General features: G+C 45.0%; 22 protein-coding genes and 2 riboswitches. Of the genes, 17 read left to right on the top strand and 5 right to left on the bottom strand.

Annotation, left to right across the window (positions count from 1 at the left end):
* Positions 1–241 precede the first annotated feature (241 nt).
* The 4 genes from VK080_RS10520 (at position 242) to VK080_RS10505 (ending at position 4,045) form a co-directional block, all read left to right on the top strand.
* The gene (locus VK080_RS10520; RefSeq protein ID WP_324224726.1) at positions 242–838 is read left to right on the top strand and encodes a class I SAM-dependent methyltransferase; all 597 of its coding nucleotides are present in this window, start codon (positions 242–244) and stop codon (positions 836–838) included.
* A 591-nt stretch (positions 839–1,429) separates the two neighbouring features.
* The gene (locus VK080_RS10515) at positions 1,430–2,602 is read left to right on the top strand and encodes a ParM/StbA family protein (protein WP_324224725.1); all 1,173 of its coding nucleotides are present in this window, start codon (positions 1,430–1,432) and stop codon (positions 2,600–2,602) included.
* Between the two features lie 9 nt (positions 2,603–2,611).
* A complete protein-coding gene (locus VK080_RS10510) occupies positions 2,612–3,133 on the top strand; it encodes a hypothetical protein (RefSeq protein ID WP_324224724.1) in 522 nt (173 codons plus the stop codon).
* A 258-nt stretch (positions 3,134–3,391) separates the two neighbouring features.
* Entirely contained in the window at positions 3,392–4,045 is a 654-nt protein-coding gene (locus tag VK080_RS10505) for a DUF421 domain-containing protein (RefSeq protein ID WP_324224723.1), read from the top strand.
* Positions 4,046–4,164: 119 nt separating this feature from the next.
* On the opposite strand, the gene VK080_RS10500 is transcribed toward VK080_RS10505, so the two are convergent.
* Positions 4,165–5,574, bottom strand: coding sequence for a Na+/H+ antiporter NhaC family protein (locus VK080_RS10500; RefSeq protein ID WP_324224722.1), 1,410 nt, complete (start codon positions 5,572–5,574; stop codon positions 4,165–4,167).
* A gap of 20 nt (positions 5,575–5,594) precedes the next feature.
* On the bottom strand, positions 5,595–7,232 hold the full coding sequence (locus VK080_RS10495; protein ID WP_324224721.1) for a BCCT family transporter: 1,638 nt from the start codon (positions 7,230–7,232) through the stop codon (positions 5,595–5,597).
* Positions 7,233–7,395: 163 nt separating this feature from the next.
* Here VK080_RS10495 and VK080_RS10490 point away from each other — a divergent pair, with 163 nt between their 5' ends.
* Complete coding sequence (locus VK080_RS10490; protein WP_324224720.1) at positions 7,396–7,518, top strand: hypothetical protein; 123 nt, start codon at positions 7,396–7,398, stop codon at positions 7,516–7,518.
* A gap of 134 nt (positions 7,519–7,652) precedes the next feature.
* Here VK080_RS10490 and dapA read toward each other — a convergent pair whose 3' ends face one another.
* On the bottom strand, positions 7,653–8,540 hold the full coding sequence (dapA, locus tag VK080_RS10485) for a 4-hydroxy-tetrahydrodipicolinate synthase (protein WP_324224719.1): 888 nt from the start codon (positions 8,538–8,540) through the stop codon (positions 7,653–7,655).
* Between the two features lie 112 nt (positions 8,541–8,652).
* Positions 8,653–8,831, bottom strand: a riboswitch (Lysine riboswitch).
* Positions 8,832–9,070: 239 nt separating this feature from the next.
* A riboswitch (cobalamin riboswitch) is annotated at positions 9,071–9,262 on the top strand.
* Between the two features lie 126 nt (positions 9,263–9,388).
* Here dapA and VK080_RS10480 point away from each other — a divergent pair.
* Genes VK080_RS10480 through VK080_RS10470 form a run of 3 tightly spaced genes read left to right on the top strand, consistent with a single transcriptional unit; the run spans position 9,389 to position 13,054 of the window.
* Positions 9,389–11,599 carry a ribonucleoside-diphosphate reductase subunit alpha gene (locus tag VK080_RS10480; protein WP_324224718.1) on the top strand — a complete coding sequence of 737 codons (2,211 nt, stop codon included), beginning with the start codon at positions 9,389–9,391 and terminating at the stop codon, positions 11,597–11,599.
* Positions 11,584–12,030, top strand: a complete 447-nt coding sequence (locus VK080_RS10475; RefSeq protein WP_324224717.1) for a flavodoxin — start codon at positions 11,584–11,586, stop codon at positions 12,028–12,030. Before VK080_RS10480 ends, VK080_RS10475 begins: the two co-directional genes overlap by 16 nt.
* The gene (locus tag VK080_RS10470; RefSeq protein WP_324224728.1) at positions 12,011–13,054 is read left to right on the top strand and encodes a ribonucleotide-diphosphate reductase subunit beta; all 1,044 of its coding nucleotides are present in this window, start codon (positions 12,011–12,013) and stop codon (positions 13,052–13,054) included. The genes VK080_RS10475 and VK080_RS10470 overlap by 20 nt, the downstream gene beginning before the upstream one ends.
* 208 nt (positions 13,055–13,262) lie before the next feature.
* Here the strand turns inward: VK080_RS10470 and VK080_RS10465 are convergent, their stop codons facing one another.
* Positions 13,263–14,534 (bottom strand): hypothetical protein, encoded by a 1,272-nt coding sequence (locus VK080_RS10465; protein ID WP_324224716.1) that lies wholly within the window; start codon positions 14,532–14,534, stop codon positions 13,263–13,265.
* A 187-nt stretch (positions 14,535–14,721) separates the two neighbouring features.
* On the opposite strand from VK080_RS10465, the gene VK080_RS10460 reads away from it, so the two are divergent.
* The 9 genes from VK080_RS10460 (at position 14,722) to VK080_RS10420 (ending at position 23,964) form a co-directional block, all read left to right on the top strand.
* On the top strand, positions 14,722–15,417 hold the full coding sequence (locus tag VK080_RS10460; protein WP_324224715.1) for a Crp/Fnr family transcriptional regulator: 696 nt from the start codon (positions 14,722–14,724) through the stop codon (positions 15,415–15,417).
* Between the two features lie 505 nt (positions 15,418–15,922).
* A complete protein-coding gene (locus VK080_RS10455) occupies positions 15,923–16,384 on the top strand; it encodes a c-type cytochrome (protein ID WP_324224714.1) in 462 nt (153 codons plus the stop codon).
* A 12-nt stretch (positions 16,385–16,396) separates the two neighbouring features.
* Positions 16,397–18,265 carry a Sec-dependent nitrous-oxide reductase gene (gene nosZ, locus VK080_RS10450; RefSeq protein WP_414672241.1) on the top strand — a complete coding sequence of 623 codons (1,869 nt, stop codon included), beginning with the start codon at positions 16,397–16,399 and terminating at the stop codon, positions 18,263–18,265.
* Between the two features lie 249 nt (positions 18,266–18,514).
* Positions 18,515–19,081, top strand: a complete 567-nt coding sequence (locus VK080_RS10445; RefSeq protein WP_324224713.1) for a hypothetical protein — start codon at positions 18,515–18,517, stop codon at positions 19,079–19,081.
* Entirely contained in the window at positions 19,074–20,402 is a 1,329-nt protein-coding gene (gene nosD / locus VK080_RS10440; RefSeq protein ID WP_324224712.1) for a nitrous oxide reductase family maturation protein NosD, read from the top strand. The genes VK080_RS10445 and nosD overlap by 8 nt, the downstream gene beginning before the upstream one ends.
* The gene (locus tag VK080_RS10435) at positions 20,402–21,214 is read left to right on the top strand and encodes an ABC transporter permease (protein ID WP_324224711.1); all 813 of its coding nucleotides are present in this window, start codon (positions 20,402–20,404) and stop codon (positions 21,212–21,214) included. Before nosD ends, VK080_RS10435 begins: the two co-directional genes overlap by 1 nt.
* Positions 21,207–21,878, top strand: coding sequence for an ABC transporter ATP-binding protein (locus VK080_RS10430; RefSeq protein WP_324224710.1), 672 nt, complete (start codon positions 21,207–21,209; stop codon positions 21,876–21,878). The genes VK080_RS10435 and VK080_RS10430 overlap by 8 nt, the downstream gene beginning before the upstream one ends.
* On the top strand, positions 21,875–22,594 hold the full coding sequence (locus tag VK080_RS10425) for a hypothetical protein (protein ID WP_324224709.1): 720 nt from the start codon (positions 21,875–21,877) through the stop codon (positions 22,592–22,594). Before VK080_RS10430 ends, VK080_RS10425 begins: the two co-directional genes overlap by 4 nt.
* A 326-nt stretch (positions 22,595–22,920) precedes the next feature.
* Positions 22,921–23,964 (top strand): MerR family transcriptional regulator, encoded by a 1,044-nt coding sequence (locus VK080_RS10420; RefSeq protein ID WP_324224708.1) that lies wholly within the window; start codon positions 22,921–22,923, stop codon positions 23,962–23,964.
* A 671-nt stretch (positions 23,965–24,635) separates the two neighbouring features.
* Here the strand turns inward: VK080_RS10420 and VK080_RS10415 are convergent.
* A partial coding sequence (locus VK080_RS10415) for an N-acetylmuramoyl-L-alanine amidase (RefSeq protein WP_324224707.1) occupies positions 24,636–25,375 on the bottom strand: 740 nt, incomplete at its 5' end.

The following is a 25,375-nucleotide window of genomic DNA, read 5'->3' as shown; positions in this document are numbered from 1 at the left end:
GGTAACGAGGAACTTATCATCTAGTACATATCGTTAGATGGAGCGTGGAGTGCGGGGAAAACCTGCATGCTCCATGTGGAGCAGGGGAAAAGCTGGAGATAACCTCAAAGGCTTACCTATTGCTAACCATTCCGGAATAAGACTTGGCGTCTAATCCTACGGAAAAGGGCCATTTTTTGGAATAAATCAGATCAAATGGGGAAGTTTGTAAAGAAATATACCTAGGCTAAAGGAGCAGAATATGGAAAACAATGTTTTTGAACAAATGGCAAAAAAATATGATACAGAAGAAAGAATTGAATTAGCCAAAGTTATAGTTAAGGAAATAAGACCAGAATTACGGGATAGTAGATCAAAATCCTTAATGGACTATGGGAGTGGTACTGGTCTAATTGGTTTAGAGTTATCAGACTTGGTGGATTCTGTTTTGTTGGTGGATTCATCAAAACAAATGTTGGATGTAGCAGAAGAAAAAATTTTTCGCAGGGAAATTACAAACTCCAAGGTGGTTTGTTCAGATTTTACCGAAGAAACACCTAATCTTAAGGCAGACGTAATTTTAATGTCACTAGTCCTTCTCCATATTCCGGATACTAAAAAAATTCTACAAGAGTTATTTAACGTTTTAAATAACGGTGGCGAATTAATTATTATTGATTTTGACAAAAACGATAAAGTGAATCATCCAAAGGTTCATAATGGTTTTTCGCATGAAAGCCTAAAAAAAATGTTATCCGAGGTTGGATTCAAATCCATCAAAATTAAGACATTCTATCGCGGAAATCGTATTTTTATGAACCAAGATGCCTCAATGTTTATAGCCAATAGTATAAAGTGACTTCTTAAATAAACGGGCGCAACAACGGAATAAAATAAGGTGTGTGCTACTTTAGTTTAGCAGTTACACCTGATAATAACGGTCTAAAAGTGTTGTTATTTTATAAGAAAATCATACTGAGATTTTTAATTTTCTCCACGGGAAGTGAACTACTTACTGTAATAGGGGACGCTCTTTTTTTAACGTGTTGGTCTCTTATAAGTAAAACGGAGTCTTTCACGATAAAGTCCTAATAATAGCCAAATTTTTTCTACTCAACTGTATACCTGCAACGCTTCCCTCCGATTACGTTATCCACAGTCATGAAAAACCAGTCATCACTTCAATCATATGTACACATAAATGCACACATGTAAACATTTTGTGTGCGGCGAACGTACAAATGAGTTTACAAGTAAACAAATACGTGTACATACCGTAATGACAGCGTGTGCAAAACATGTATACACGTAATCAAAAAAGAACACGAAAAAAGTCTGATTGTGTATCGTTCGCAAAAGGGCTAATCTTATATGAGAGGTTCTGTTTATAGAAATGGTTTAACAGCCTCTATTACGACCAATTATTTTATTTGAGAGGAGCATTACATATATGCAAGCAGCACGAATAGCAGCAGTTGATGTGGGGAATGACGCCGTTAAAGCAAACTTCGGCAAAATGGAACGTTCCTATTATATACCGAATGTGGTTGCACGGGATCTGGAGGACAGGCCGGTTATCGGTATTGAAGATTTGGATGAAAAAAATCCGATTGATAACCTGCACATCCGTGTCCACTCCCCTGCCCTTGAGGAGAACAATGCAGTTTATCGAGTGGGGACCCTGGCGACGAAAACGAATAATTCCACTGAACTTGATCCGGGCACCAATAAATCCGAGGAAGATCAGACATTGGTGATGCTGTTTGCCTCGATCGCTCTGGACGCTGTCGGCAGCAAGTCGTTCAAAACAGATAAAAATGATGTGATCGATGCAACCTACACATTGGGCACCGGGCTGCCGTTAAGGGAAGTGAAGGAAGGCAAAGATGTCGGCTATCGGTCCCAGCTTCTCGGGTCAGTACATCAGGTCGAATTCCTGGTTACACCGCAATATCAGGGGAAGAAAGTCAATATCAAATTTGATGATGTAAAAGTATACCCGGAAGGTTTTGCTGCATATGTGAATCTGATAATGGATAATGAATTGAACGTGATCAATAAGGATTTGATTGATAAACAGATTCTTATTCAGGATATCGGCGGTCTGTCAACCGATATTGCCGTCATCCGCAACCGGAATGTCGATGATGATAAAGCGCAGGGTTTTTCGCTTGGTGTTGCTGAATCCCTGGAAGAAATTCGTGATGAAATCCGCTCAAGGCATGGTGTAGAATTGGATAGCCGCCGGGATGTTGTTGATATCATCACCCGGAAAAATGACCGCCATCATATCATGGTCAAAGGCAGCCGGACCAATATCCATGATATAACCGACCGGATTTTACTGGAATTGGCCAAAAAAGAATACCGGAACCTTCGTAATGTCTGGCAAAAAAATTCCCAGTCGGAAATCTGTTATTTTGTCGGCGGTGGCTCAGCTGTATTGAAAGATTATCTCAAAGCACTCAATAATAAACTGGATGGCTTTAACATTGACTTCTTTGAGGATGAACAGGAAAGTATCTGGATGATGGCCAATGCGTATTATAAGCTGATCATGGATTTTGTGAATAAAAATAAGCAGGCTGAAACAAAGGAAACAGCCGCAGCAGAAGAAAAGTAAGGTGATACCATGCAACGATCCAAAAAGAATATTGAACGCGGACAGTCGATAACATTCCGCATTCCTTCTGATACACCTGATTATCTGCTGAAACAGCTGCAAAAATTGAAAGAAACGGAACGCCGCAATTTTTCCAGTCAGATTGCACATTATGTTCTGAAGGGTGTCAATGAAACGTTTACTCGGGAACGTGAAACGGTGACCGTCCCGCTTCCCAGGCAGCTTACGAAGGAACAGAAAAATTGGCTGAAGCATGAGCACTCCGAAGCATTAATTGGTACGATTGTGTATCAGCTGCTGCAGGATCCGGTACGGGCAACATCGATACTGTCCACATTGAACAGCAATCAGCCGATTGGAGAAGAACCATACCCGGTACAGGATACAGCAGACGCAACGGCGGGATCCAGTCCTGATCTGGATACAGTTGACCTAGATCAACTGGACGAACTGCATGAAACAGATCATGAAGAATCAGAACAACTGGAGGAAGATCCGCTGGCAGACTTTTTCACGAAAATGAATAAATAACTGGTAACCACAAACTGTCCTGAATGACGTCAGGGCAGTTTTTTACTCGTAAAGAGATTAAAATTTCAGCAGTTAAGAAGTAGAAATACTTTCCTACTGCATATGTGCAACGAGGCTTTTCGGTCAGTAAGCATGACAATATGCAACGTTTTCGAACATCACTGCTAACACTTCCACTAACGGCAAATTACAGTCGTGCAGTATCATGCATAAGTTAGCCGATTCCAATCAAACTATCCACAGAAAGGAGTTTTCTATATGGAATTCGATTGGATATGGAAATCTGTTCTGATCGTTATTGCGGGGACGTTTCTGTTACGACTTGCCGGGCGGAAATCCATTTCGCAGATGACGCTCCCACAGACAGTGATTATGATTGGGATTGGGTCGTTGCTCATTCAGCCCGTCTCCGGTAACAATATCTGGGTGACACTTGCTGTTGGTGCCATTCTGATTACAACGTTGTTCATTATGGAATATGCCCAGGTGAAAGGAAATATTTTTGAAAAAATTATTACCGGAAAGTCAAAAGTACTGATTGAGAATGGCAAACTCAATGAGCAAAACCTGAAAAAACTGCGTATAACGGCTGACCAGCTGGAGATGAATTTGCGGATCAAAAGTGTCCAAAATCTGGATGACGTTGAATGGGCGACACTGGAGCCAAACGGACAAGTCGGCTTCAGCCTGAAAAACGATGCTCAGCCTGTCACGAAGAAAGAATTCAATCAGCTGTCATCCGATGTTCAGCAAATTTTGAGCCAGCTGTCCGCAAATTCGCAAATTAACCAGCTCAGGAATCAATTAAACGATTTGAACAATCAGATTGCCCAAATGCGCTCGCAGCGTCATATGTTTAAAGAACTTGATGAAGAAGAACCAAAAGATCCCTCGCCAAAACACTTACAGTAATGGCGGGGGTTTTTCGGATTTCAACATGCTGTTCACCTTTTATCAAACTCGAAGGCTGATTAAAAATGGGAAATGCGCTGACTGATAAATAAATTTATGGCCAAAAGCCGTGGTCAACTCTATATCATAAAGAACCCGACAGCAAGGTAAATCGCTGCTGCAATGCCGGCCCCTACAGAACATAGTGTCAGCTTATAGCGGGCATAATCGACCAATGGCATTTCCAGAATCGAGGCGGTGGTAATCGTCGTATCCCCGAGTGGTGAGGTCATGGCGCCAAATGATCCGCTGGCAAACACAGCACCGACTGTCAGCGGGATGGATGCACCGGTGGAGACGGCCAGTGCCATTCCAAGCGGCATGAATATTCCCCATGTTCCCCATGAAGAACCGAGAAAATAACTGGTGATTGCCCCAAGGATAAATACAATCGCCGGTATAGTAAAGCCAGGCAAAAAAGAGCCAAGTGTCGCGTTAATAAATTTAGAAAAGCCCAGATCCTCCGTCACCAGTGACAATGACCAGACAAGAATAAGCAGGACAATCGCCTGCATGAGCTGGTTTCCCCCATCGTAAAAATGATAAATGGTCTCTTCCATAGATTGCCGCCGGATCATGTAAAATGCAAACGTTAAAATGATCGTTATAAACACAGCCAGGAGCATGACAAATGTTGCGTCCGCTTCCGAAAATGCCTGAAACACGGTGTCTGCCCCTTTTGCCACCCCATCCTGCCATAGAAGATACAATGATAAACCAAGCAGCAAAAATAATGGAACAATCAGATTCCACGGCTGTGCTTTTACCGTGGACAGTTCTTTCTCAATACCGGCACGATGGTAGTCCTGTTTCTGGTCTTCTTCTTTTTTCTCAGGCTGGCGCTCTTGCTTGGATGACGACCAGAATGTTCGGATAAGCCCAATCACCAGCATGACAATGGCAAAGAAATTAAACAGAATACTGAGCAAAAATATCTGGTATGGATCCATGTCCAGGTTATGTTTTTGCACACCGCTTTCCACCAGCGATATCATGAACCCGACAAACGCAGTCGCAACAGGGAGAAGAACGATCACTGAACTTGTTGACACATCCAGCGTAAATCCGACTTTTTGTTTTGTAATACGCATATCTTTCATAAGAGATTTGACGACGGGGCCAATCATCATGGTGCGGAACATCGGCATCATAAATGTAAACGGAAGTGTCAGCCAGATTAGACTGAGCAGCCCGCGCTGTGATTCTATCTTGTCACCAATCCATTCGGAAAAGCCTTTAATACCGCCTGAAATCTGCATCATGCCGATCAGACCGCCGAATAAATAGAGGAAAGCGATGATTTTAATGTTATTTTCATCTGATAATGTTGTCACGACATAGCTGACTGTTTCCCGGGTTCCGCCGAGCACACTGAATTCAACGAGCAATCCCCCGACAAGGACGGCCAGTACAAGACCCGGCAAAATTTTCTTCAGCCATATCGACAGACCAATGACAATCACAAACGGAATTAATGAAAGCCAATCCACTATTCAGTCCCCCCTTCCATTCAATCGTCAACATTTTTATCTTCCAAAGCTTCCAATGCGGAACGTCTTTTTTTCCTCTTCCGCATCCGTTCCAATATTTCGCGTCGATTGATGTAGATCGTCGGCGGCTCATAATCTTTTGAAGCGCGTATATCCTCGTTGGAAGCTTTCATGAATGACCACGCTAACAACCCCATGATGAACAAAACCGGGAACCCGGAAACAATACTGGCTGTCTGCAATGTCTCAAGATCACCGATAAACATGAGTACCATAGGCATCAAACAAAGCGTAAATGCCCAGAAAAGACGATTCCAACGTAATGGTTCAGCTTTCACTTCTTTTTGGACAACTGCTGCGAGTATATAGGACGATGAATCAAACGTTGTCGCAAGGAAAATAATCGCAAGAATCGTGAACACTGTCACCATGATTCCGGCCATCGGAAGCTGATTCAGAATAGCGATGATTGTTGCCGGCGCCCCGTTTTCATTCATAAAACCGATAACGTCAAAACGTCCGGTTAACTGCAGGTGCAGCCCGAAGTTCCCCATAATACCGAAAAACAGGACACTGCCAAGCGTTCCGTAGAGCATCGTACCGAAAATCATTTCTTGAATGGTCCGTCCACGCGAAATTCGTGCCACAAAAAGCCCGACAAACGGTGCATAGACAAGCCACCATGCCCAATAAAACACGGTCCAGCTTTCAGGAAATTCGGTTTCAGTAAATCCGCCGACATTGGCAAATGGTTCCAGCCATGTTGCCATTTTGAAAAAGTTATCCAAAATCAGGCCAACACTTGTAAAAGTCGTTTCACTAATAAATAATGTCGGACCAAACAGAAACATAAAAGCAAGCACAAAGATAGCAAGCCACAAATTGATGTCACTCAGTACTCGGATCCCACGGCGCAAACCGGAATAAGCACTCACAGCAAAAATAGTGGTACAAATCAGCATAATAACAGCCTGCATCAGCAGTGTTACCGGCAAGCCTGTTATATCATTGACACCTTCTGCTATCATGGGCGTGCCTAATGCAAGCGTCGTTCCGGCACCGCCCATCAGACCAAACATGAACAATACGTCAATAGCGATTCCGAGCGGTGTGTCGACTAATCGACCGAGTACAGGTCTGACGGCTTCACTTATTTTCAAGACAGGTTTTTTCCGGACATAATAAAAGTAAGCAATCGGTAAAGCCGGCAATGTATAGATAGCCCAGGCAATCGGTCCCCAGTGGAAAATGCCGTATGAAGCAGACCAATCAACTGCCTCCTGGGATTCGCCTTCGATTCCAAACGGCGGCCCCTGATAGTAGTAAGCCCACTCGATCATCCCCCAGTAAAGAATACTGGAGCCGATCCCAGCAGCAAACAGCATGGCTGTCCATGATATCGTGCCAAATTCCTTCTCGGCATCTTTATCACCAAGTTTGATGTGGCCATTTTTACTAAAGGCAACAAAAATCAGAAAGGCAAAAGCAGCCAGACCGAATATTAAATACATGGCACCAAAGTTCCCGGTCATGAAGTCGTTGGCCATATTGACGATTTCTTTGCCCGCTTCCGGGAAAACAGCCAAAGGAACAGAAACTGCAAGCAGCAAAAATAGCGCCCCAATAAATGTTGGCCAGTCGATCAAATCCTTATTCATCGTTTTCACCCTTTCTACTGATTAGCTTTTCTATATGCTGTTAGGCTATTCATGAACTGACATGTTTAGGGGATTGTTGGCATTCGACTGGATTCTCGATAAACTGGACTTAGGATAAGCAATGGGAGCTTGTATACTTTATAGGAAAAGGGAGTGGGATTGTATGGAGCCTATAGATAGACTGCCGTTTTATTCTAAGGTAAAAGTCGTGGAAGGCGAGAACTTTGTCACCATTGAGGACACGAAAAAACTGGCGGAAAAAGAGATGATTGAATTAATGGTATAAAGACTGCGGTTCTCATATTTAGTATCCTACTTCAACGGGCTGTCGTCGATTAAATACTTCGGCGGCCGGCAACCGACTGTAAAATACCACTGTGGTGAACGCGGTAAACTGTTCATCACAGTGGGAATTTGACTTCATCCAGCTTCAGTTATTTTATTTGGCGGCAGCATTTGCCGTAGCTGCTGTTTTTCGTCGCCGGATAGCGGAACCATTGGCAGGTGGACATCGCCAACAGCAACGCCTATCATGTTGAGAGCGGCTTTGACCGGGGATGGACTGGGTTGTGCAAACATCGCCTTCATCACTGGGAGAATTTCCTGGTGGATGGCAGCTGCATGCTTCACATCGCCGTTTTTGAAGCTTCGGACCATTTCCTGCATGTCGTTTCCGATAATATGAGCGGCGACGGATATGACACCGTTTCCACCAATTGCCAGTACAGGAAGTGTCAAATTATCATTGCCGCTGTAGAGCGTGAAATCATCAGGTGTTTTCCTAATAATTTCTGTCATCGCATCAAGATTGGCGCTCGCTTCTTTGACAGATACAATGTTGTTGATTTCAGACAGCCGGATAATGGTTTCCGGTGCAATGCCCACTGCGCTCCGGCCCGGGATATTGTACAGCATCACGGGGAGGGATGTTGCTTGTGCCACTGCCTTATAGTGCTGATACAGACCTTCCTGGGAAGGCTTGTTGTAGTAAGGTGTCGTAAGCATAATCGCATCGACACCAGACTGTTCCGCCTGTTTTGTCAGCTCAATGGTTGCCCGTGTGTTGTTTGAACCGGTCCCTGCAATGACGGGCACACGTCCATCTGCAACTTGTGTGACGCAGCGGAATAAATCCAGTTTCTCGGTATTTGTCAGCGTAGGGGATTCACCTGTTGTGCCTGCTACCACTAATCCGTCCGAACCATTTGCGATTAAATAATTCACCAATGTACGTGTTGCGTCAAAGTCGATATCGCCATTTTGATCAAATGGGGTCACCATGGCAGTTAATACTTGACCGAAATACATCGTTTTCACACCCTTTTGGTAAAATTTGAAAAGGGGCTATTCCATTTTTGCCATAAAAAAACAACAACGAGGGTTCGCTGTTGCTGCAGAAACGTCACTTAACCGTCTCTTAGCGCAAGATAGCCCTCCATATAGTTTCCTATATGACAGTTCTGTATTTATTCAATAGCAGAACCAACGCCCGAGAATATGAGTTCTCTCCGTTTCGGCGAATGCCCCTTTCCACAATCATCACCGGATCTCATTATCCTCCGAGTGTGTACTGATAGCCTTCGCACCTCTACCCAACTTCAACGTATTGAAGCAAGACAATATACAATTAAATTTAACATAACATAAGTCTGCCCGGATTACAAGGCGTGACAGGGAATAAAAAAAAGAGAGCGGGGATTAGGGAATTCATGCATTATTCCATGTCCCGATACCCATTCCCACATAACTTTTCGATTAAATCTATTGCATTGGCCATGCTTCTATGCTACGGTAGAAATACAATATATACTAATCAAAATCACACATAAACACTATATATGGTGTTCACGAGCTATGGTGACCATTTAGTCTTAAAAGGGAATCCGGTGGAAATCCGGAACTGTCCCCGCAACTGTAAGTGTAACGAACGGGCTGTCCACTGTATCGTAAGCTTAACGGCAACGATGCGGGAAGGACCTCAGTAGGCTTGAAGCACGAGTCAGGAGACCTGCCACAGTTTGAGTGTTTCGATTCCCCGGGGTAAGCGGAAGGCGAAACGACGGAACATGGTTCATATTCTGTCGTTTTGTAACCGTTCATCCTTTGGGTGAGCGGCTTTTTGTATGGGGAATAATCGGTCAAGAGGAGGCAAAAGCATGACAACGGTAATGGAAGATAAGCTTACACAATGGATTGATCAGGCAACAGAAGGGTTGGATGTGAACAAGGATGCATTCTTGGAAAAAATCCATAAAACAGGTGCGGCGGCCACGAACAATCATATCATCAAACGCGCCCTGGAAAATATCGATGAGACAAGCCCCGACTGGACATTTGTTGCCAGCCGTTTGTACCTAAAGACACTGTACGAACAGGCAGCGGCCAACAGGGGATATGATGCCGGCGAGCGTTACGGAAGCTTTTACGAGCTGATCCAAACACTTACTGAGAAAGGTATTTATACGAATCAGCTGCTAAATACATACACTAAGAATGAGATTGATTATTTTGCAGGACTGATAGAGCCTGAACGCGACTTATTGTTCAACTATCTTGGTCTGTACACACTGGCAACCCGCTATCTGGCAACCGATCACGATAAAAACATCTATGAATTGCCACAGGAACGCTGGATGATCATTGCGATGCACCTGATGCAGCAGGAGGAACAGGCATATCGCAGCCAGCATGTTGCTGAAGCGTATTGGGCACTGAGTCATTTATATATGACGGTTGCGACACCAACCCTCACCAACGCCGGCAAAACACACGGCCAGTTGTCGAGCTGCTTCATCGATACAGTGGACGACAGCCTGCAGTCGATTTACGACAGCAATACTGACATTGCCAAGCTGTCCAAAAACGGTGGCGGGATTGGCGTTTACATGGGAAAAGTCCGTGGCCGCGGCAGCTCGATCAAAGGCTTTAAAGGGATGTCCAGTGGTGTCGTGCCGTGGATTAAGCAGTTGAACAACACAGCCGTCAGCGTCGATCAGCTTGGGACGCGCAAAGGTGCAATCGCTATTTACCTGGATGTATGGCACGCCGATATTGAGGCTTTTCTCGACTTGAAGCTCAACAATGGTGACGAACGGCTGCGCGCACACGATATTTTCACAGGTGTCGCTTTGCCGAATTATTTCATGGAGCAGGTGGAAAAGCGCGGCGATTGGTACTTGTTTGATCCGCATGAAGTGCGTCAGGTAATGGGGTATTCGCTTGAAGATTTTTATGATGAGGAAAAAGGGGCAGGATCGTGGCGCGAACGCTATTTGGAATGCGTGGCGTCTGACCAGCTCACTAAGCATGTCGTTCCGGCGATTGACATTATGAAACGGATTATGAAATCGCAATTGGAGTCCGGCACACCATTCATGTTTTACCGGGACGAGGTGAACAGGCAAAATAACAATCCGCACGAAGGCATGATTTATTGCTCCAATTTGTGTACGGAAATAACGCAGAATCAGTCGCCGACGGAATTTCTGGACGAGATAACCGAAGCGGACGGTACCATTGTGAAGAAATATAAGCCCGGTGACTATGTTGTCTGCAACTTGAGCTCAATCAATCTTGGACGCGCTGTGCCGGATCAGGTGCTGGAACGGCTCATCAAAATCCAGGTCCGTATGCTCGATAATGTGATTGATATTAACACACTGCCGCTCAAACAGACACAGATGACCAATCAAAAATATCGTGCCATCGGACTTGGTACGTTTGGCTGGCACCACCTGCTGGCGAAAAAGCAGATCCGGTGGGAGTCGGATGAAGCAGTCGATTACGCCGATCAGCTATATGAAAAAATTGCCTATTTGACGATTAAAACGAGCATGGAACTGAGCAGGGAAAAAGGCAACTACCAGACATTCGAGGGCAGCAAGTGGCAGACAGGGCGTTATTTTGATGATAAAGGCTATACCGGTGACAAATGGGAGCAGCTGAAACGGGATGTGGCGGAACATGGCATCCGTAACGGCTATCTGATGGCGGTCGCCCCCAATTCTTCAACAGCTATGATTGCGGGTTCAACTGCCAGTATTGACCCGGTGTTCAAGCCGTTTTACTTTGAAGAAAAGAAGGATTTCAAAATTCCGTTTACAGCACCGGAACTGGATCATAACACGTACGATGTTTACCGCCGGTCCGCGTATATTTTGGACCAGCGCTGGTCGGTCAGGCAGAATGCAGCCAGGCAGCGGCATATCGACCAGAGCATTTCGTTCAATTTCTATGTGCCGAACACGATCAGGGCATCGGTACTGCTTGATTTACATTTGCAGGCATGGAAGGAAGGCCTGAAAACGACGTATTACGTCAGATCAACGGCCAATGATGTCGAAGAATGTGAGTGGTGTCAAAGTTGAAGGCGCTGATTGCTTATTTATCATACAGCGGCAATACGAAGGAAACAGCCGAATTGATAGCTGATCATTTGTCGTCAGATGGCGTGGCGGCGGACATGCACCGGATTGGCATCGATCCGCCGGTAGACGCGTCTGCATATGATCTGATTTTTATCGGTACATTCACCTGGGAAATGGGCTTGACCCCTGATGAGGTGAAAGATTTTGTTCTGGAAGTTGGCTATAAACCGGATAATGTCGCCGTTTTCGGCACAGGGGAAACCCAATTCGGCGGTGATGAACTTTACTGCAGAGCCGTCGTCAAACTGGCTAAATTTTATAACAGCAAATGGGACGGTCTGAAAATTGAACAGTCACCACGTGGATCGCAGGAACAATTGGTAATAGAATGGCTGGAAGGAGTGCTGCATGATGTCAAAAGGCTTGCTTGAGAAAGCGAAAACTTTGGAACCGATCAATCCGAACAAATCAACAGCGTTATTTGGCGGTAAATCAAGCGGTATTTTAAACTGGAACGATATCGCTTATCCGCACTGGTATAAAATGTATAAGCGACTCATCGGCAACTACTGGCAGGCGGATGAAATCAACATGAACGATGATCTGCGCCAGTTTGCTTCACTGACGGATGAGGAGCGTGATGCGTACTTAAAAATCATTGGTCTCTTGTCAACACTGGACGCTCCGCAGACCCGGACGGCACTGTTGCTGTCACTTTATGCGACTGATCCATCTGTCCAGTCGATCATGGCGGTCATTGCTCAGCAGGAAGCGGTTCATAATGAAAGCTATTCATATGTCCTGTCTTCGGTTGTCTCACTTGATGAACAGAATGAGTCATTTCAGCTCGGCCGCACTGACCCGGTATTGCTGAAACGGAATGACACCATCATGCGGCAATACAATGCTTTCGTCGAGGAACCGTCAATCGAAAATATCCTGAAAACTTGTGTTTATACTGCGCTTTTGGAAGGGATGTTTTTCTATTCGGGTTTCGCGTTTTTCTATCATCTCGCCCGCCAACATAAAATGGTCGGTACGTCAACGATGATCAGCTACATCAACCGTGATGAGCTCGAACATGGCCGCTTTATTGCCGAATTATTCAGAGCGACACTAAACGAAAATCCGGATATAAACACAGCAGAATTTGCCGATTGGGTTTACGACCAGTTCCGTGAGTCGGTCGATCTGGAAATCGAATGGTCCCGCTATGTACTCGCTGATATAGACGGAATTGATCTCGATGAAATGGCCGGCTATATCAAGTACCGCGCCAACAAAATGCTGCGTATGATGGGTCTGAGCGAAATCTACCCCGATCATACGGAGAACCCGATGAAATGGATCCGCGCGTATGCTGATAACTTTGACGGCACCAAGACCGACTTTTTCGAGCAAAAATCACGGCAGTATACGAAGACCAGTGATTTGAACGGATTTGACGATTTGTAGTCAGTACGTCGCATGGGGTCAGGCGTATTGTGCAGCCCTGGCGGGGTTGTGTTCGATGAGACGAAAGGGCCGATTCTTCGCTGAAATGTTCACAGTTGAGTCATTCAACACCGATGTTTGCCCGAAAATCCCGAAGTTCACACGAGAAGTGCCCGATGTTCACAAATTCAGATGCAAAAAACAGCCGGTGCGGCCTCAAGCGCACCGGCTATCCCATTTCATTGAGTGCCATAACCTCACCAGTCTCTGCATTCACGCCATATGCGCAGTCCACCTTCCCGCACAACATATAGCGATCCATCCCGCTGTCATACACATAAACCGGTTCAACCTCAAGGTACCCGCGCAGTTTATCAAAAGCTTCTTCCAGTGACAGAGTCGGCTTATCCGAATTTGCAAAATGCCTGAATGCCTCGAATAGCTTGTCCTGGTCAAAATAATTAACCGCAGTCAGTGTGTTTCGTTCAATAAGCAGATTTATTTTAATATCAAGTACATTTTTTGCGTCTTTTACTGGTCTGATTTCAGCTTTGATATAGCCATCCTTCAGATAAAATCCGGTGAGTCGCCGCTTGCTGCTTTCGTCGGGATAAACAAGTCGCATAAAACGCAGGACTTCCCGTTCGCACGCTGCAATTTCAGCATCTGATAACGGAAACGTATCCGGATGCGGTGCATTCTCCAACACCGTCTCAAGTGTCACTTCGGCTGACAGGTCTATTTCTTTCCGTTCAAACTCACCCTCCAACGGCGCATCCCACTGCAAGACGTCATCCTTCGCCACAAACGGACTGTGATCCTCACCGAACGTAAACGGGATCGTCCGCTCAGCATCATTTGTCAAAAACACTTCCTCGATTCCGTATACCGGAACCCATTTTTCCTGTTCCTCGTCAGGCAATTCCAGCAGCTGGCATTGTGCTTTTGCCGTCGGTTCATACTTGTCCGGTGTCAGCGCAAACGGCTCCCACTCGATTTGCTCCTCACCCGGAAAACTCCCGTTAATGTAAAATGACCTCATCACATCATCATCATTGAATTCAACATGAATCGTGCCACCGGGGGATACCGGAATATTATCAACCGCCGCCTCGAATTCCAGCACTTGCTCTTCCTCACGTGCGATCAGGAATTGCCGGCCAAATGTCAGACCGGTAACCGCTTCAATCCATTCAATCACATCTTCCTTTGCCGCCGACGTCGGATACAAGCTGTTGTCCGCACTGTTGACACCCCCGACAAATACAAGCTGTCTTAATTCCCGCGTATGAAAGTTCACATCCACAACAGCTGTCCCTTCAGGGTTGAGCCCGTCTTCATCACTTTCCACACCATTCGGAAACCATTCCATGCCTAAAATATACACTGTCTCATTATGATGATTCGTTTCACGAAAAAAATGATACCGTTCCAGCTCGTGATGATGGAGTCCCAGCATCTCGCGGGTATCATTGACTACTTCCTGTAATTGAGCATTCATAAATAAAACCTCGCTTTTTCTGAATCATGTCCAGTATAACATGTAAAGAGGTACCGTTACTTCGCATCCACCTCTTAAACGAGAAGTTTGACATTTTTCCAACAATCACCTGAAGCTTATTGAAGGGCATGTTTCAAAACAGTATGATAAAAGTAACATGGACGCGTTGGGTTAGGGGGGGATATGCGTGTTCGCAAATGCAAATATATCTGATGTGGATTTAAGCTCTTTTGAAATTTTTTCTTCCATGAGTGAAGAAGACCTGAGTGAAGTGAAACGACTGCTGTTTAGACGGACATATAAGAAGAATCAGGTATTGTTTACAGAAGGTGACCCAAGGGAAAGGATATTCCTATTAAAAGAAGGATATGTCAAGCTGGAAAAAACAAACATTGACGCGACAATGCTTTATATCAATTACATCAAACCTAATGATATCTTTCCGTATGTGGGGCTATTCACCGAAACATTCTACCGATATTCTGCCTATGCTTTGACCGATATTGACATCTATTATATTCCTACCGGACATTTTGAATCATTAATCAGGGATAAAAATGACCAATTGTATTTTATTTTAAAGCGTTTGGATTTGCTGACAAAGCGGCATCAGGATCGCTTGCAGACCGTTTCGACCTCTTTTGCAACTGACCGTGTGGAACAATCCATCGGCTATTTAGTTAAAAACTTTTCGATCGAAACGGAAGAAGGCTATTATGTGGATATCCCTGTAACCATGATGGAACTTGCCAAAGTTGCCGGAACCACCCGGGAAACTGTTTCACATGTATACCGTGATTTAAAGCAAGACGATATTATATCGATGGATGGAAAACATATCATTGTACATGACATGGACTATTTTATAAACAAAAGTACATAAAAATCTATCACACTAAAAATACCAGGCATTTGAATGTCTGGTATTTTTAGTGTGCCCAACTGCTTAAAGAAGAAAAAAACTGACGGCACTGCAGGTAGAGGACGGCTCCATAACAGTGAGTGAAAAGACACCTTAGCCATCTTTTTGATACGTAAATAAACGATCAACTATCATTCCCCTTTGCAGTGTGACGAAATTTTGTCAATGAACGGACGGTAAATCATCATCCATCATTCATGGACAAATGCTTATAAACGTTGTGATACCAGGCATTTAGGATGTCTGGCTTTTTTATGGGCAAAAAGTTATATCCATTTTTTCGCATTTTTAATGCCAAATCTTTCACATTTTCATGGTGACCAGTTTCGCATAGACCAAAGATGAAACCGTCTATAATGAAACATACAGCAGCTGTATTGGAAATGAGAGATGAATCGTGATTCAACACTTTGGGGTCGACCGTTCCTAAAATCAAAGCTAAAACGTGTGGCGGAGGTGGAAAAACATGAAGACAAATATTATTTTATTCGTTGCTTGTTTCGTAGTGGCGTTTGCAACCGGATACTTGTTCTTTGATGGCGGTAATGACACGGCCAGTACGAATGAGCAAGTGCAGGATAACGCCGTGACCAGTGAAACATCGGAGACATCATCTGAAGGCGATGAATCAGCTAATGACGATACATCAGAGGAAGGGGAGACAACCGTACCTGCTGACGCGGAACCTCTAAATCGAAATAATTGTTTGTCCTGTCACGCTGTTGATTCACTCGGCGCTGAGGGTGGTACAACAGGTCCCGACCTTTCCAATGCATTTAATGAGGTGGAAGGGAAACATGGAAGGCCATTAGAAGAATTTTTGCAGGAACCGACATCAGCGGTCATGTCTGATGTGATCGGTGATAATCCTCTGGAAGATGAGGAAAGGGAAGCCATTATTGAAGCGCTGAAACAAGCTGCGGAATAAGGAGGTTAATTCATGATGAAACCAGCTAAACTTCTGTCAGGGTTTGCCGGGATTGCGGCAGGATTGCTTGTTGCTTTTTTGATATTCGGAATGGGTGGAACATCTGACACTGCCGATGCCGACCAGCAGAATAAGTCAAATGCCGAAAAAGTTTATGTGCCGCCCGGTGAACATGATGATTACTATATGATGGCATCCGGTGGTCATTCAGGTCAATTGTTTGTATACGGACTGCCATCTATGCGTCTGATCCGGCAAGTGCCGGTGTTCAGCCCGGATCCGGCGACAGGTTATGGGTTTGAGGACGAATCAAAGGAAATGCTGAACGGCTATAAGTGGGGCGATTTTCACCATCCAGCCATTTCAGAGACCGATGCAGAATATGATGGGCGGGCACTGTTTGCAACGGATGTGGGAAACAACCGTGCCGCGTATGTCGATCTGGAAACATTTGAAACGACCGATATGCTGGAAATACCCAATATAGCCGGTCCTCACTGTGCCGCATTTGTCACGCCCGATTCCGAATACTTTTTCCTCCCGACCCGTTTTAGTGTACCAATCGGGGATGAATTTGTCGGATTGGATGAATACAGTGAGAAGTACAAAGGTGTCATGACAGCGGTCGAACCTGATTTTGAAAACGAGCAGCTGGAGATCGCTTTTCAGGTCATGCTGCCACCGTGGAGCTATGACCTGTCTGATGCCGGCAAAGGCACGTCAGGCGGCTGGGGGTTTCTGTCCACTTATAATACCGAAGAAGCGGTCACCAATCTGGAGATCAATGCATCCGAAAACGACCGTGACTATATTGTGATGTTCAACTGGGAAGAAATCGCCAAGGAAGTGGAAGATGGCAACTTTGAGGAAGTCAATGGAGTCAAAATGTTCGATCCTGTCAAAAATCCGGGTTCCGTCTATCTTGTTCCGGCACCGAAATCACCCCATGGTGTGGACATGACACCTGATGGCGAGCATTTTATCGCCAATGGCAAACTATCGCCGACAACATCCATGTACAGTGTTGAGCAAGCATTGGAAGCGATCGAAAATGAAGATTTTCAAGGTGAAGCACAAGGCCTTCCTATTCTTAATTACGATAGTGTCATTGATAAGGAAGTTGAGGTTGGCCTGGGTCCTTTGCACACGCAGTTTGACGATAAAGGCAATGCTTATACAACCTTGTTCATCGATTCGCAAATTACCAAATGGAATCTGGACTCCGGAAAAGTCATTGACAAAGTGGATGTTGCTTATTCACCTGGGCATCTGGCAGCTGTCGAAGGAGATACGAAAAATCCGGGCGGCAAATGGCTTGTATCATTGAACAAAATTGCCAAGGATCAGTATCTCTCCGTCGGACCTTCCCACCCGGAAAGCATGGATCTGATTGATATCAGCGGTGAACAAATGGAAGTCGTCGGTAACGCCCCATCACAGCCTGAACCGCATTATTCTCAGATAATCAGTGCTGACAAGATTGAAACAACTGAAGTGGCGGCGAAAGATGAAGACCGGGAGAATGCTGTCTGGAGTCAGGAAGAAGCCCATATTGAGCGGGATGGCGATGAGGTGCACGTCTATGGTGTCGCGTTACGGTCAAGATTTGTGTTTGACGCAGAGAGTGACAAACCGGATGTGGTCAACGTGAAAGAGGGCGATACGGTCCACTTCCATATCACCAATATTGACAGGGATGAAGATATTACACACGGTTTCGGCATCAATGGCTATAATGAAAACTTTGAAATTCAGCCAGGTCATACGAAAACATTGACAGTCGAAGCTGATAAGTCAGGATCATTCCCGATTTATTGCACCAATTTCTGTTCGGCACTGCACCAGGAGATGACCGGCTATCTTTTAGTCGAACCGGAATAAAGCGAAATCTCATTCAGCGGGGCGCTTTTTCCCCGCTGAATGTTAATTGAACAGAATCGGGGATTTAGGGTCAGTTAGCCGCCATTTTTTGGCGGGTTTACTACCATTAATCCAGGGAAAAGTGAAACGCTTATTAGTCCGGTTCGCGCCAGCTTTGTGGGCTGTCGGTTTTCGCCCAACAATTTAAAAAAGAGAAGGCGGGGTCTTCCCGGAAAACCTGCCTTCGATCATGAAAGGGAGGCGTGACAGATGGGACGCATTAAAACGAAAGGCGTGATGGCGCTAATCGTCGCAGCACTTTGCTTTATCGCATCGATATTTTTCCCATGGTGGGGGCTTCGGCTGATAGCGCCGCAATATCAGGAAGGCTTATATATGTGGGTCTATCCCAACAAGATGGAAGGTGATATCGATATTATTAATAGCCTGAACCATTATATTGGTATGGAACAGTTCAGTGAAGCGTCATTTCCCGAATTATCATTTCTCGTCTACATTGTCGGTGCGGTGGCACTTGTGACCATGGTGGTCGCACTTTTGCGAAGCCGCACATTGCTGGCTGTTTGGACAGGGATCGTGCTGGCATTGGGTGCGCTTGGTATTTATGACATTTATCGCTGGCTAAACGCGTTTGGAACGAATTTATCACCATCAGCGCCGATTGAAATTGAACCGTTCACCCCGCCCATTTTCGGAACAAATCAGCTGGCCAATTTTGAAACATTTTCATTCTTTTCCTATGGCACGGGATTCGTCAGCGTTGCTATCATTTTAATGCTGCTCGTTCTCTGGAAAGGAAAAGAACGTCATGCGTAAACAGTTGGCTGCCATTTTCGTGATCGTTGGTTTCGCCTTCATCTGTTTTCCGAGAAGTGCGATGGCAGACGAACAGGCTTCAATCCAGGAATTGCTGGAAACAGCCGAACCGGGTGAATCGATTCAGCTTGAAAATCATGTGTACCATGAGGATGTCGTCATTGATAAACCGGTTACCATCAAAGGTGCCGAAAACACGGTCATCCACGGAACCGGGGACGGTAATGTTGTAACGCTGAACCATGATGGGATCACACTTGAAAACGTGACTGTTAAAAACAGTGGTTCGATTTTGGATTATGATTATGCCGGCATTAAAATTTATTCGAATGATAATCGGGTGATCGATACAACGATTGAAGACAGCCTGCATGGGATCTATTTAAGTGAAAATACGGGCAATGAGCTGATTGGGAATACCATTATCGGCAATCAGCAATTGACACAATCGAGCCGCGGCAACGGGATTCATTTGTTTCATTCATCAGATAATATCATTAGAAATAACACGATTGACGGAGCAAGAGACGGTGTGTATTTTTCCTTTTCCGAAGATAATCAGGTGGACCGCAATCGTATTACGAATCATCGCTATGGCCTTCATTACATGTATTCGGATGATAATACATTTCATCAGAATGAATTTTTTGAGAATACTGGTGGCGCGGCCATCATGTACTCGGACAATATTACCTTAACCGGAAACCAATTTTATGATCATCACAACCTGCAGTCATTTGGCATTCTTTTACAGACGGCGAATGACGCAACGATTGAAAATAACCAAATCCATTTTAACCAAAAAGGGATTTTCATGGACCAGTCAAACCGGAATTTTTTTAAAGGTAATGTGATCACGAATAACCAGATTGGACTTGATGTTTGGAATAGCTCCATCAACAACCAATTCACAGGGAATCATATTTTAGAAAATAATTTGCAATATACGACGAATGACGGCGAGGATGATAACGAATGGAGTGTGCAGGGAACCGGGAATGCCTGGTCTGATCATAACGTCATTGATCTTGATGAGGATGGGACTGCTGATAACGCCTATGTTCATACATCCGCGTTTGGGGAGGTATTATCGGAGCAGCCGCTTGGCGTTCTTTTCCTGCACAGTCCTGCATTGACGATTTACGAAAAATGGAATGAGCTGATTGGTAAGGAAAAGGGCACCATTCAAGATCCGAACCCGATTCATGTACAGCGTGAAACAGCGTCCATCGCGTCATTCGGTTTATGGATCATGGTATTGACTGCCGGAATTGTTGGTTTCATTTATTGGCGGAAAAAGCGTCAACAGAGAAGGGGGTAATGGCATTGGTCATGATCGCAAAAGAGTGGAAAGAATTTTATCGCAGTTCATTACTCGTGATTACAGCAGTACTTATTGTGGTATCCGCCTGGTTTGTCTTGTTTCAGTACGGTGTAATGGAGGTTCCGGTTGCACTTCGGACGGGGATTGTATCGGTCTTTCAAACGTCGGTTTATTTTCTGCCACTCATCGCGACGGTCTATGGCGCTTTTTCCATGGCGATGGAGAAAAACCGGCGTACGTTGCCGATTGTTCTGGCAAGGGGGATAACGTTTCAGCAGTTCGTTTTGCGCAAGTTCATCTCGCTATTCGCAATCTTTCTGCCAACTATCATGATCGCTTATATCATCGCGATGATTCCGGCCAAAACCGTGTTCGGAAGCCTGACAGTGAAGGAATTTGCCGTCTTTCTGTTTTCGATTATGGTGCTGGCAGCTATATTTATGGCGATTGGCTTACTCTTGGGTTCAGTTATCAGTGAAAAATTGACGTTAATCGGACTTATCATCGGAATCTGGTTAACGTTCATTTATTTAATCGATCTCCTGCTTATGTATTGGCTGCCTTCTGTTGCCATGGACGATGTATTGGCATTTTCCATTGTATATTTTCTGTCACCGATTCATGCGGTCCAATATTTTTTATTTGTACAGCTTGATGTTTATCGGCTTTCCGATTTAAGTGCCTTATACGAGCAGTTTACCTTCCAATCACCATGGCTGGTATTGATTTTCAATGCGGTATTGTGGATTGGGTTAGCGATTGGTTTATCTATTTATCTATTGAAACGGAAGGATGTTTCCCATGATTAAAGTCGAAAATGCGACCCAAATGTATCGTTCCACTGTTATTTTCAGCGGAGCGAATTTCAGGATTGCAGCAGGTGAGCGTCTTGCGATTGTCGGCAGGAATGGAGCGGGGAAAACAACATTTCTGAATGCACTCGCCGGGTTTTCCCGACTGAAAAAAGGATCGATTACCATCAATGGCAGGGCTGTTCATCGTGCACGAGCCTGGCGGGGTAGTCTTTCTTTTTTACCTGAAAAATTTCAGCTATATCCCCAGTTGTCGGTTGAGGAAAATGTCAGCTATTTTGCCAGGCTGATACGTCTATCTGAAGACGATGTGCCAGTTGTCTTGACGTATACAAATATGTGGGAACATAGGGAAAAACGCATCAGCCAGCTGTCAAAAGGCATGCTGCAACGCGTGGGTTTAAGCATCGCACTCCTTGGAGAACCGGATTGGATCGTCTTGGATGAGCCCACTTCAGGTCTGGATCCATTTGGACGAATGGAAGTGCTGCAGCTGATGCGGGAGATGGGATCTTCCGGAAGAAGTCTCTTATTTACGACCCATTACATGGATGAAGTGCGTGAACTTGCAACACATGTGCTGTTCTTGCATGATCGGAAAGTTGACAAACTGGCTGCCGGGGATTTTTTAAAGCAGTTTGAAAGGAGTATGGCACAATGAAAAAATGGCTCGTATTGCTTTTATTAGTGTTTGGGTTGTTCGGCTGCTTACAATCTGCGGAAACGGGAGGAGCGGCAGGGAGTGGAGCTGCCGAAGAAAAAGATGGAAAAACGGAACAGTCAGCGGAAAAAGGAGACATAGGGCAAGATGAGGGGACGGCGGGAGCTTCCGATGAATCGGACGAGACAGATGGGCAGATTTCAATGGATGCGATTGATGAGGAAGATGTCGTGGCGGAAGTGGGTGACGATTGGATAACCGGGGAGGATTTAACGTATGAAATGAAGCGGCTGGCATTGATTTATGAGCTGAAGAGCAGCGGGGATGAAGGCGCTCAGCAGCAGCCGTACCCCGAAACAGCCATCCAGGAACTCATCCGCAATTACATGATTCGTGACATTGCAGACGAAGAAGGCATTACGGCCGATGAAGAAGAGCAAGAGAGACGAGTGACATCTGTTCGTGAGGAAGTTGAAGCAAAAGAAGCAGACACCCGTGCCCTTAAGGGAGTGGATAGGGGTGAGTTCTGGTCGCGGGAGAAAGAACGTTATGCGATCATCATAAAGGCTGAAAAGCTGATCGACAAGCTCATGGAAGACGTCCGGGCTGAACACCCAAATTATAACGAACAAGCATTGCAATTTGACGCCAGGGAAAAGCTGGATGAGTTGATTCAAGCCCAGTTAGCGGAGACAGAGATTGAAATCTATGAGTAGAGACGAAGAAACACGGAGCCAGGCGCCTTATCCTAAACAGTGTTGTCATCGCCATCCCGGTCACAGTTATCGTACTTACTGCGGTCACACTGACTTCAGAAGACAGACAGACCAGTTGAATAAAAAGGTGTCATGATGGTGATGTCACCTTTTTAATTTTGATTCCGTTCAAAGGGTGCATCAATAATATGAAATTCGCGTTAATTTACCAAAGCGTTTGTACACATCCCTTTGAAAATTCTAGGCAACAATGATATTTACATAATATTCCCTTTACATTTACCTAACGTCAACGTTTATAGTGTTTATGAAAGGGGAAGAAACACATGCACATAAAAGAAGTTGCTAAACAGTTAAATACAACACCACGGACAATCCGGTTCTATGAGGAAAAAGGCTTGATCACACCACGAAAAGAAGCAGGAAATGAGTACCACACATTCACAGATAAGGACATGCTCCGTCTCAGCACCATTTTAGCACTGCGCGAAGTCGGTATGCCTATCAACGTCATCAAAGGTGTTCTGGATAACCCGGATATGGGCATGAATGATTATTTGAACGTCCAGCGCTCGTCCCTGTTCGAAAAATGGACTGAAATAAGGGATATGCTCCATACAATTGATCAAATGATTGAAAAAACTTCTGATGATACTGATCTAAACGAGACGATTTTCGCCTTAGCCAGGCATCTGAAAAGCATGAAAGACCTGCGCAAAAACTGGGAAGACAAGTGGAATTTCGATGATCAGGCTGCCGGATATGATCAGAATATCAAGATGGCCGGTTACTGGTTCAATGTCCATCAGGATTATGATAAAGCACTGTCCAAAGCCGCCGAAACTTTACTTCAGCCGAATGATGTTTGTGTCGACATCGGTGTTGGGACAGGTAATCTGGGCGCAAAATTTCTTGAGAAAAATGTGCGAGTCGTTGGCGTTGACCAGTCTGAGGAAATGCTGAAGGTGTGCGCTGAAAAGCATCCGGAAATTGAGACACGTAAAGGCCATTTTCTGGCCCTGCCTTTGTTTGATAACCAGGCAGATGCCATTGTATCAAGCTATGCACTGCACCACATACCAGATGATGAAAAACTGCTCGCATTGGAAGAAATGTCGCGCGTGCTAAAGGATAAAGGCCAAATTTGCATTGTTGATCTCATGTTTCTCGACGAAAAGCATCGTTCCGATATGATCAGCCATTTTGAGGAAAACGGCAATCATGACGCAATCGACGCCATAAAAGATGAATTTTATGCCGACCAGTCCAAGCTGACGGAATGGCTTACGTCAACCGGTTATCACGTCGAAACGCATGAGTTTAACGATATTTTGAGTATGATTTATGCTAAAAGGAAGACCTTGTCATGACCTTGATAAAAAATAGCGACAGAAACTGACCATCGTAATATGATATATCTGGTCAGTTTCGTCTGCTGTATATTTTTCTAACGCTCTTCTCAATTCTATAACGTCTTCAAGATCTAATTCTGTTATTTTCACATCTGTTTGTCGGAGTAATTTTGGCGTATTAACTTCTGAACAACATGTCTCAACGCATCTTTCCTGCCTTCTTCCCTGCCTTCCTACCGCAACTCAGCAAAAATCTCCTCCAATGTTTGTGATGGATTCTTTTTTCTGCCTGCATTTTTTGTGCAACCTCCTTTCCAACATACGGGATAATATGGCCCGCCAGATATTTGGATAAATCTTTCGGCACTTGAAGTAAATAATCGATGAAGTAAAATAATGCTGATAGATAGGTGCGGGTGCCTTCATGTTGAGTGGAAAATCTCTGCAAAACTTGAGTCATAAGTTTCCGTTTGAAGGTATAGCGTGCGTCGGAATCATTTTTGGTTTTGCTGGCGTAAATCCTTGCGATGACGGCGAGTGCGAATGGATTGGATGACTGTTCCAGTTTAGTTATATTCTAATCCTGGCTAACAGCCTGATCAAGCGGAAGTTATCCGAATTCTACACAGCGCAAGGAATTCGTGTTCTGAATAAGTAAAAAAGCCGCCCCCATGGACGACTTTCTCACATCAATTAAAATACGTCATAACCCCTTCAACAATCCCATCAGCAACATTTCTCTGATGTTCCGCAGTCTGAATGACGGACAGATCATACGGATTGGTAATGAACCCGAGCTCCACCAATACAGCTAAATCACTGTTCTCGCGCAGGACATGGTAGCCCTCTTGCATTAGGCCGCGGCTGTTCAGCGCCATATTTTGTTCGAGGCCGGACTGTATTGTAGCCGCGAGTGAGCGGTCATTCCCGTTTGTATAATAATAGGTGCTGAAGCCATTTACTGCTTCAAGCGGGAATGCATTATAGTGCAAGCTGATGAAGGCATCTGTTGCATAGTCATGGCTGAGACTGACCCGGTCTTCAAGCGATACATATGTATCATTTGAACGTGTCAGGATAACGGTGGCACCGGCATTCCGCAGTCCTTCAGCCACACTGTAAACCGTGTTCATGGTATGACTTTTCTCAAGTGTCCCTCTTAAACCAATGGCACCGGGATCCTTTCCGCCATGTCCGGGATCAAGAACGATGGTATACCCATTAAGCGTTCCTGTTGGTTTGGCCGGCTGTGTCTCAGTGTTATGATCCCCGCCTGAAGAGATAACGTGAACGGCTGTGTTGTTTTCAGCCGGATAAAGGTAGTGTGCTGCCACCCAGGCGACTTGTCCATCATAATATGTTTGCGCCCATCCGTGTTTTTCCTGGAAAACAACCGCCTGGTCTCCGCTCATAAGATGACCGACCACAT

Source organism: Lentibacillus sp. (assembly GCF_035301925.1).
In the GTDB taxonomy this organism is placed as follows: Bacteria; Bacillota; Bacilli; order Bacillales; family Amphibacillaceae; genus Lentibacillus.
This window is presented reverse-complemented; position numbering and strand designations above follow the sequence as displayed.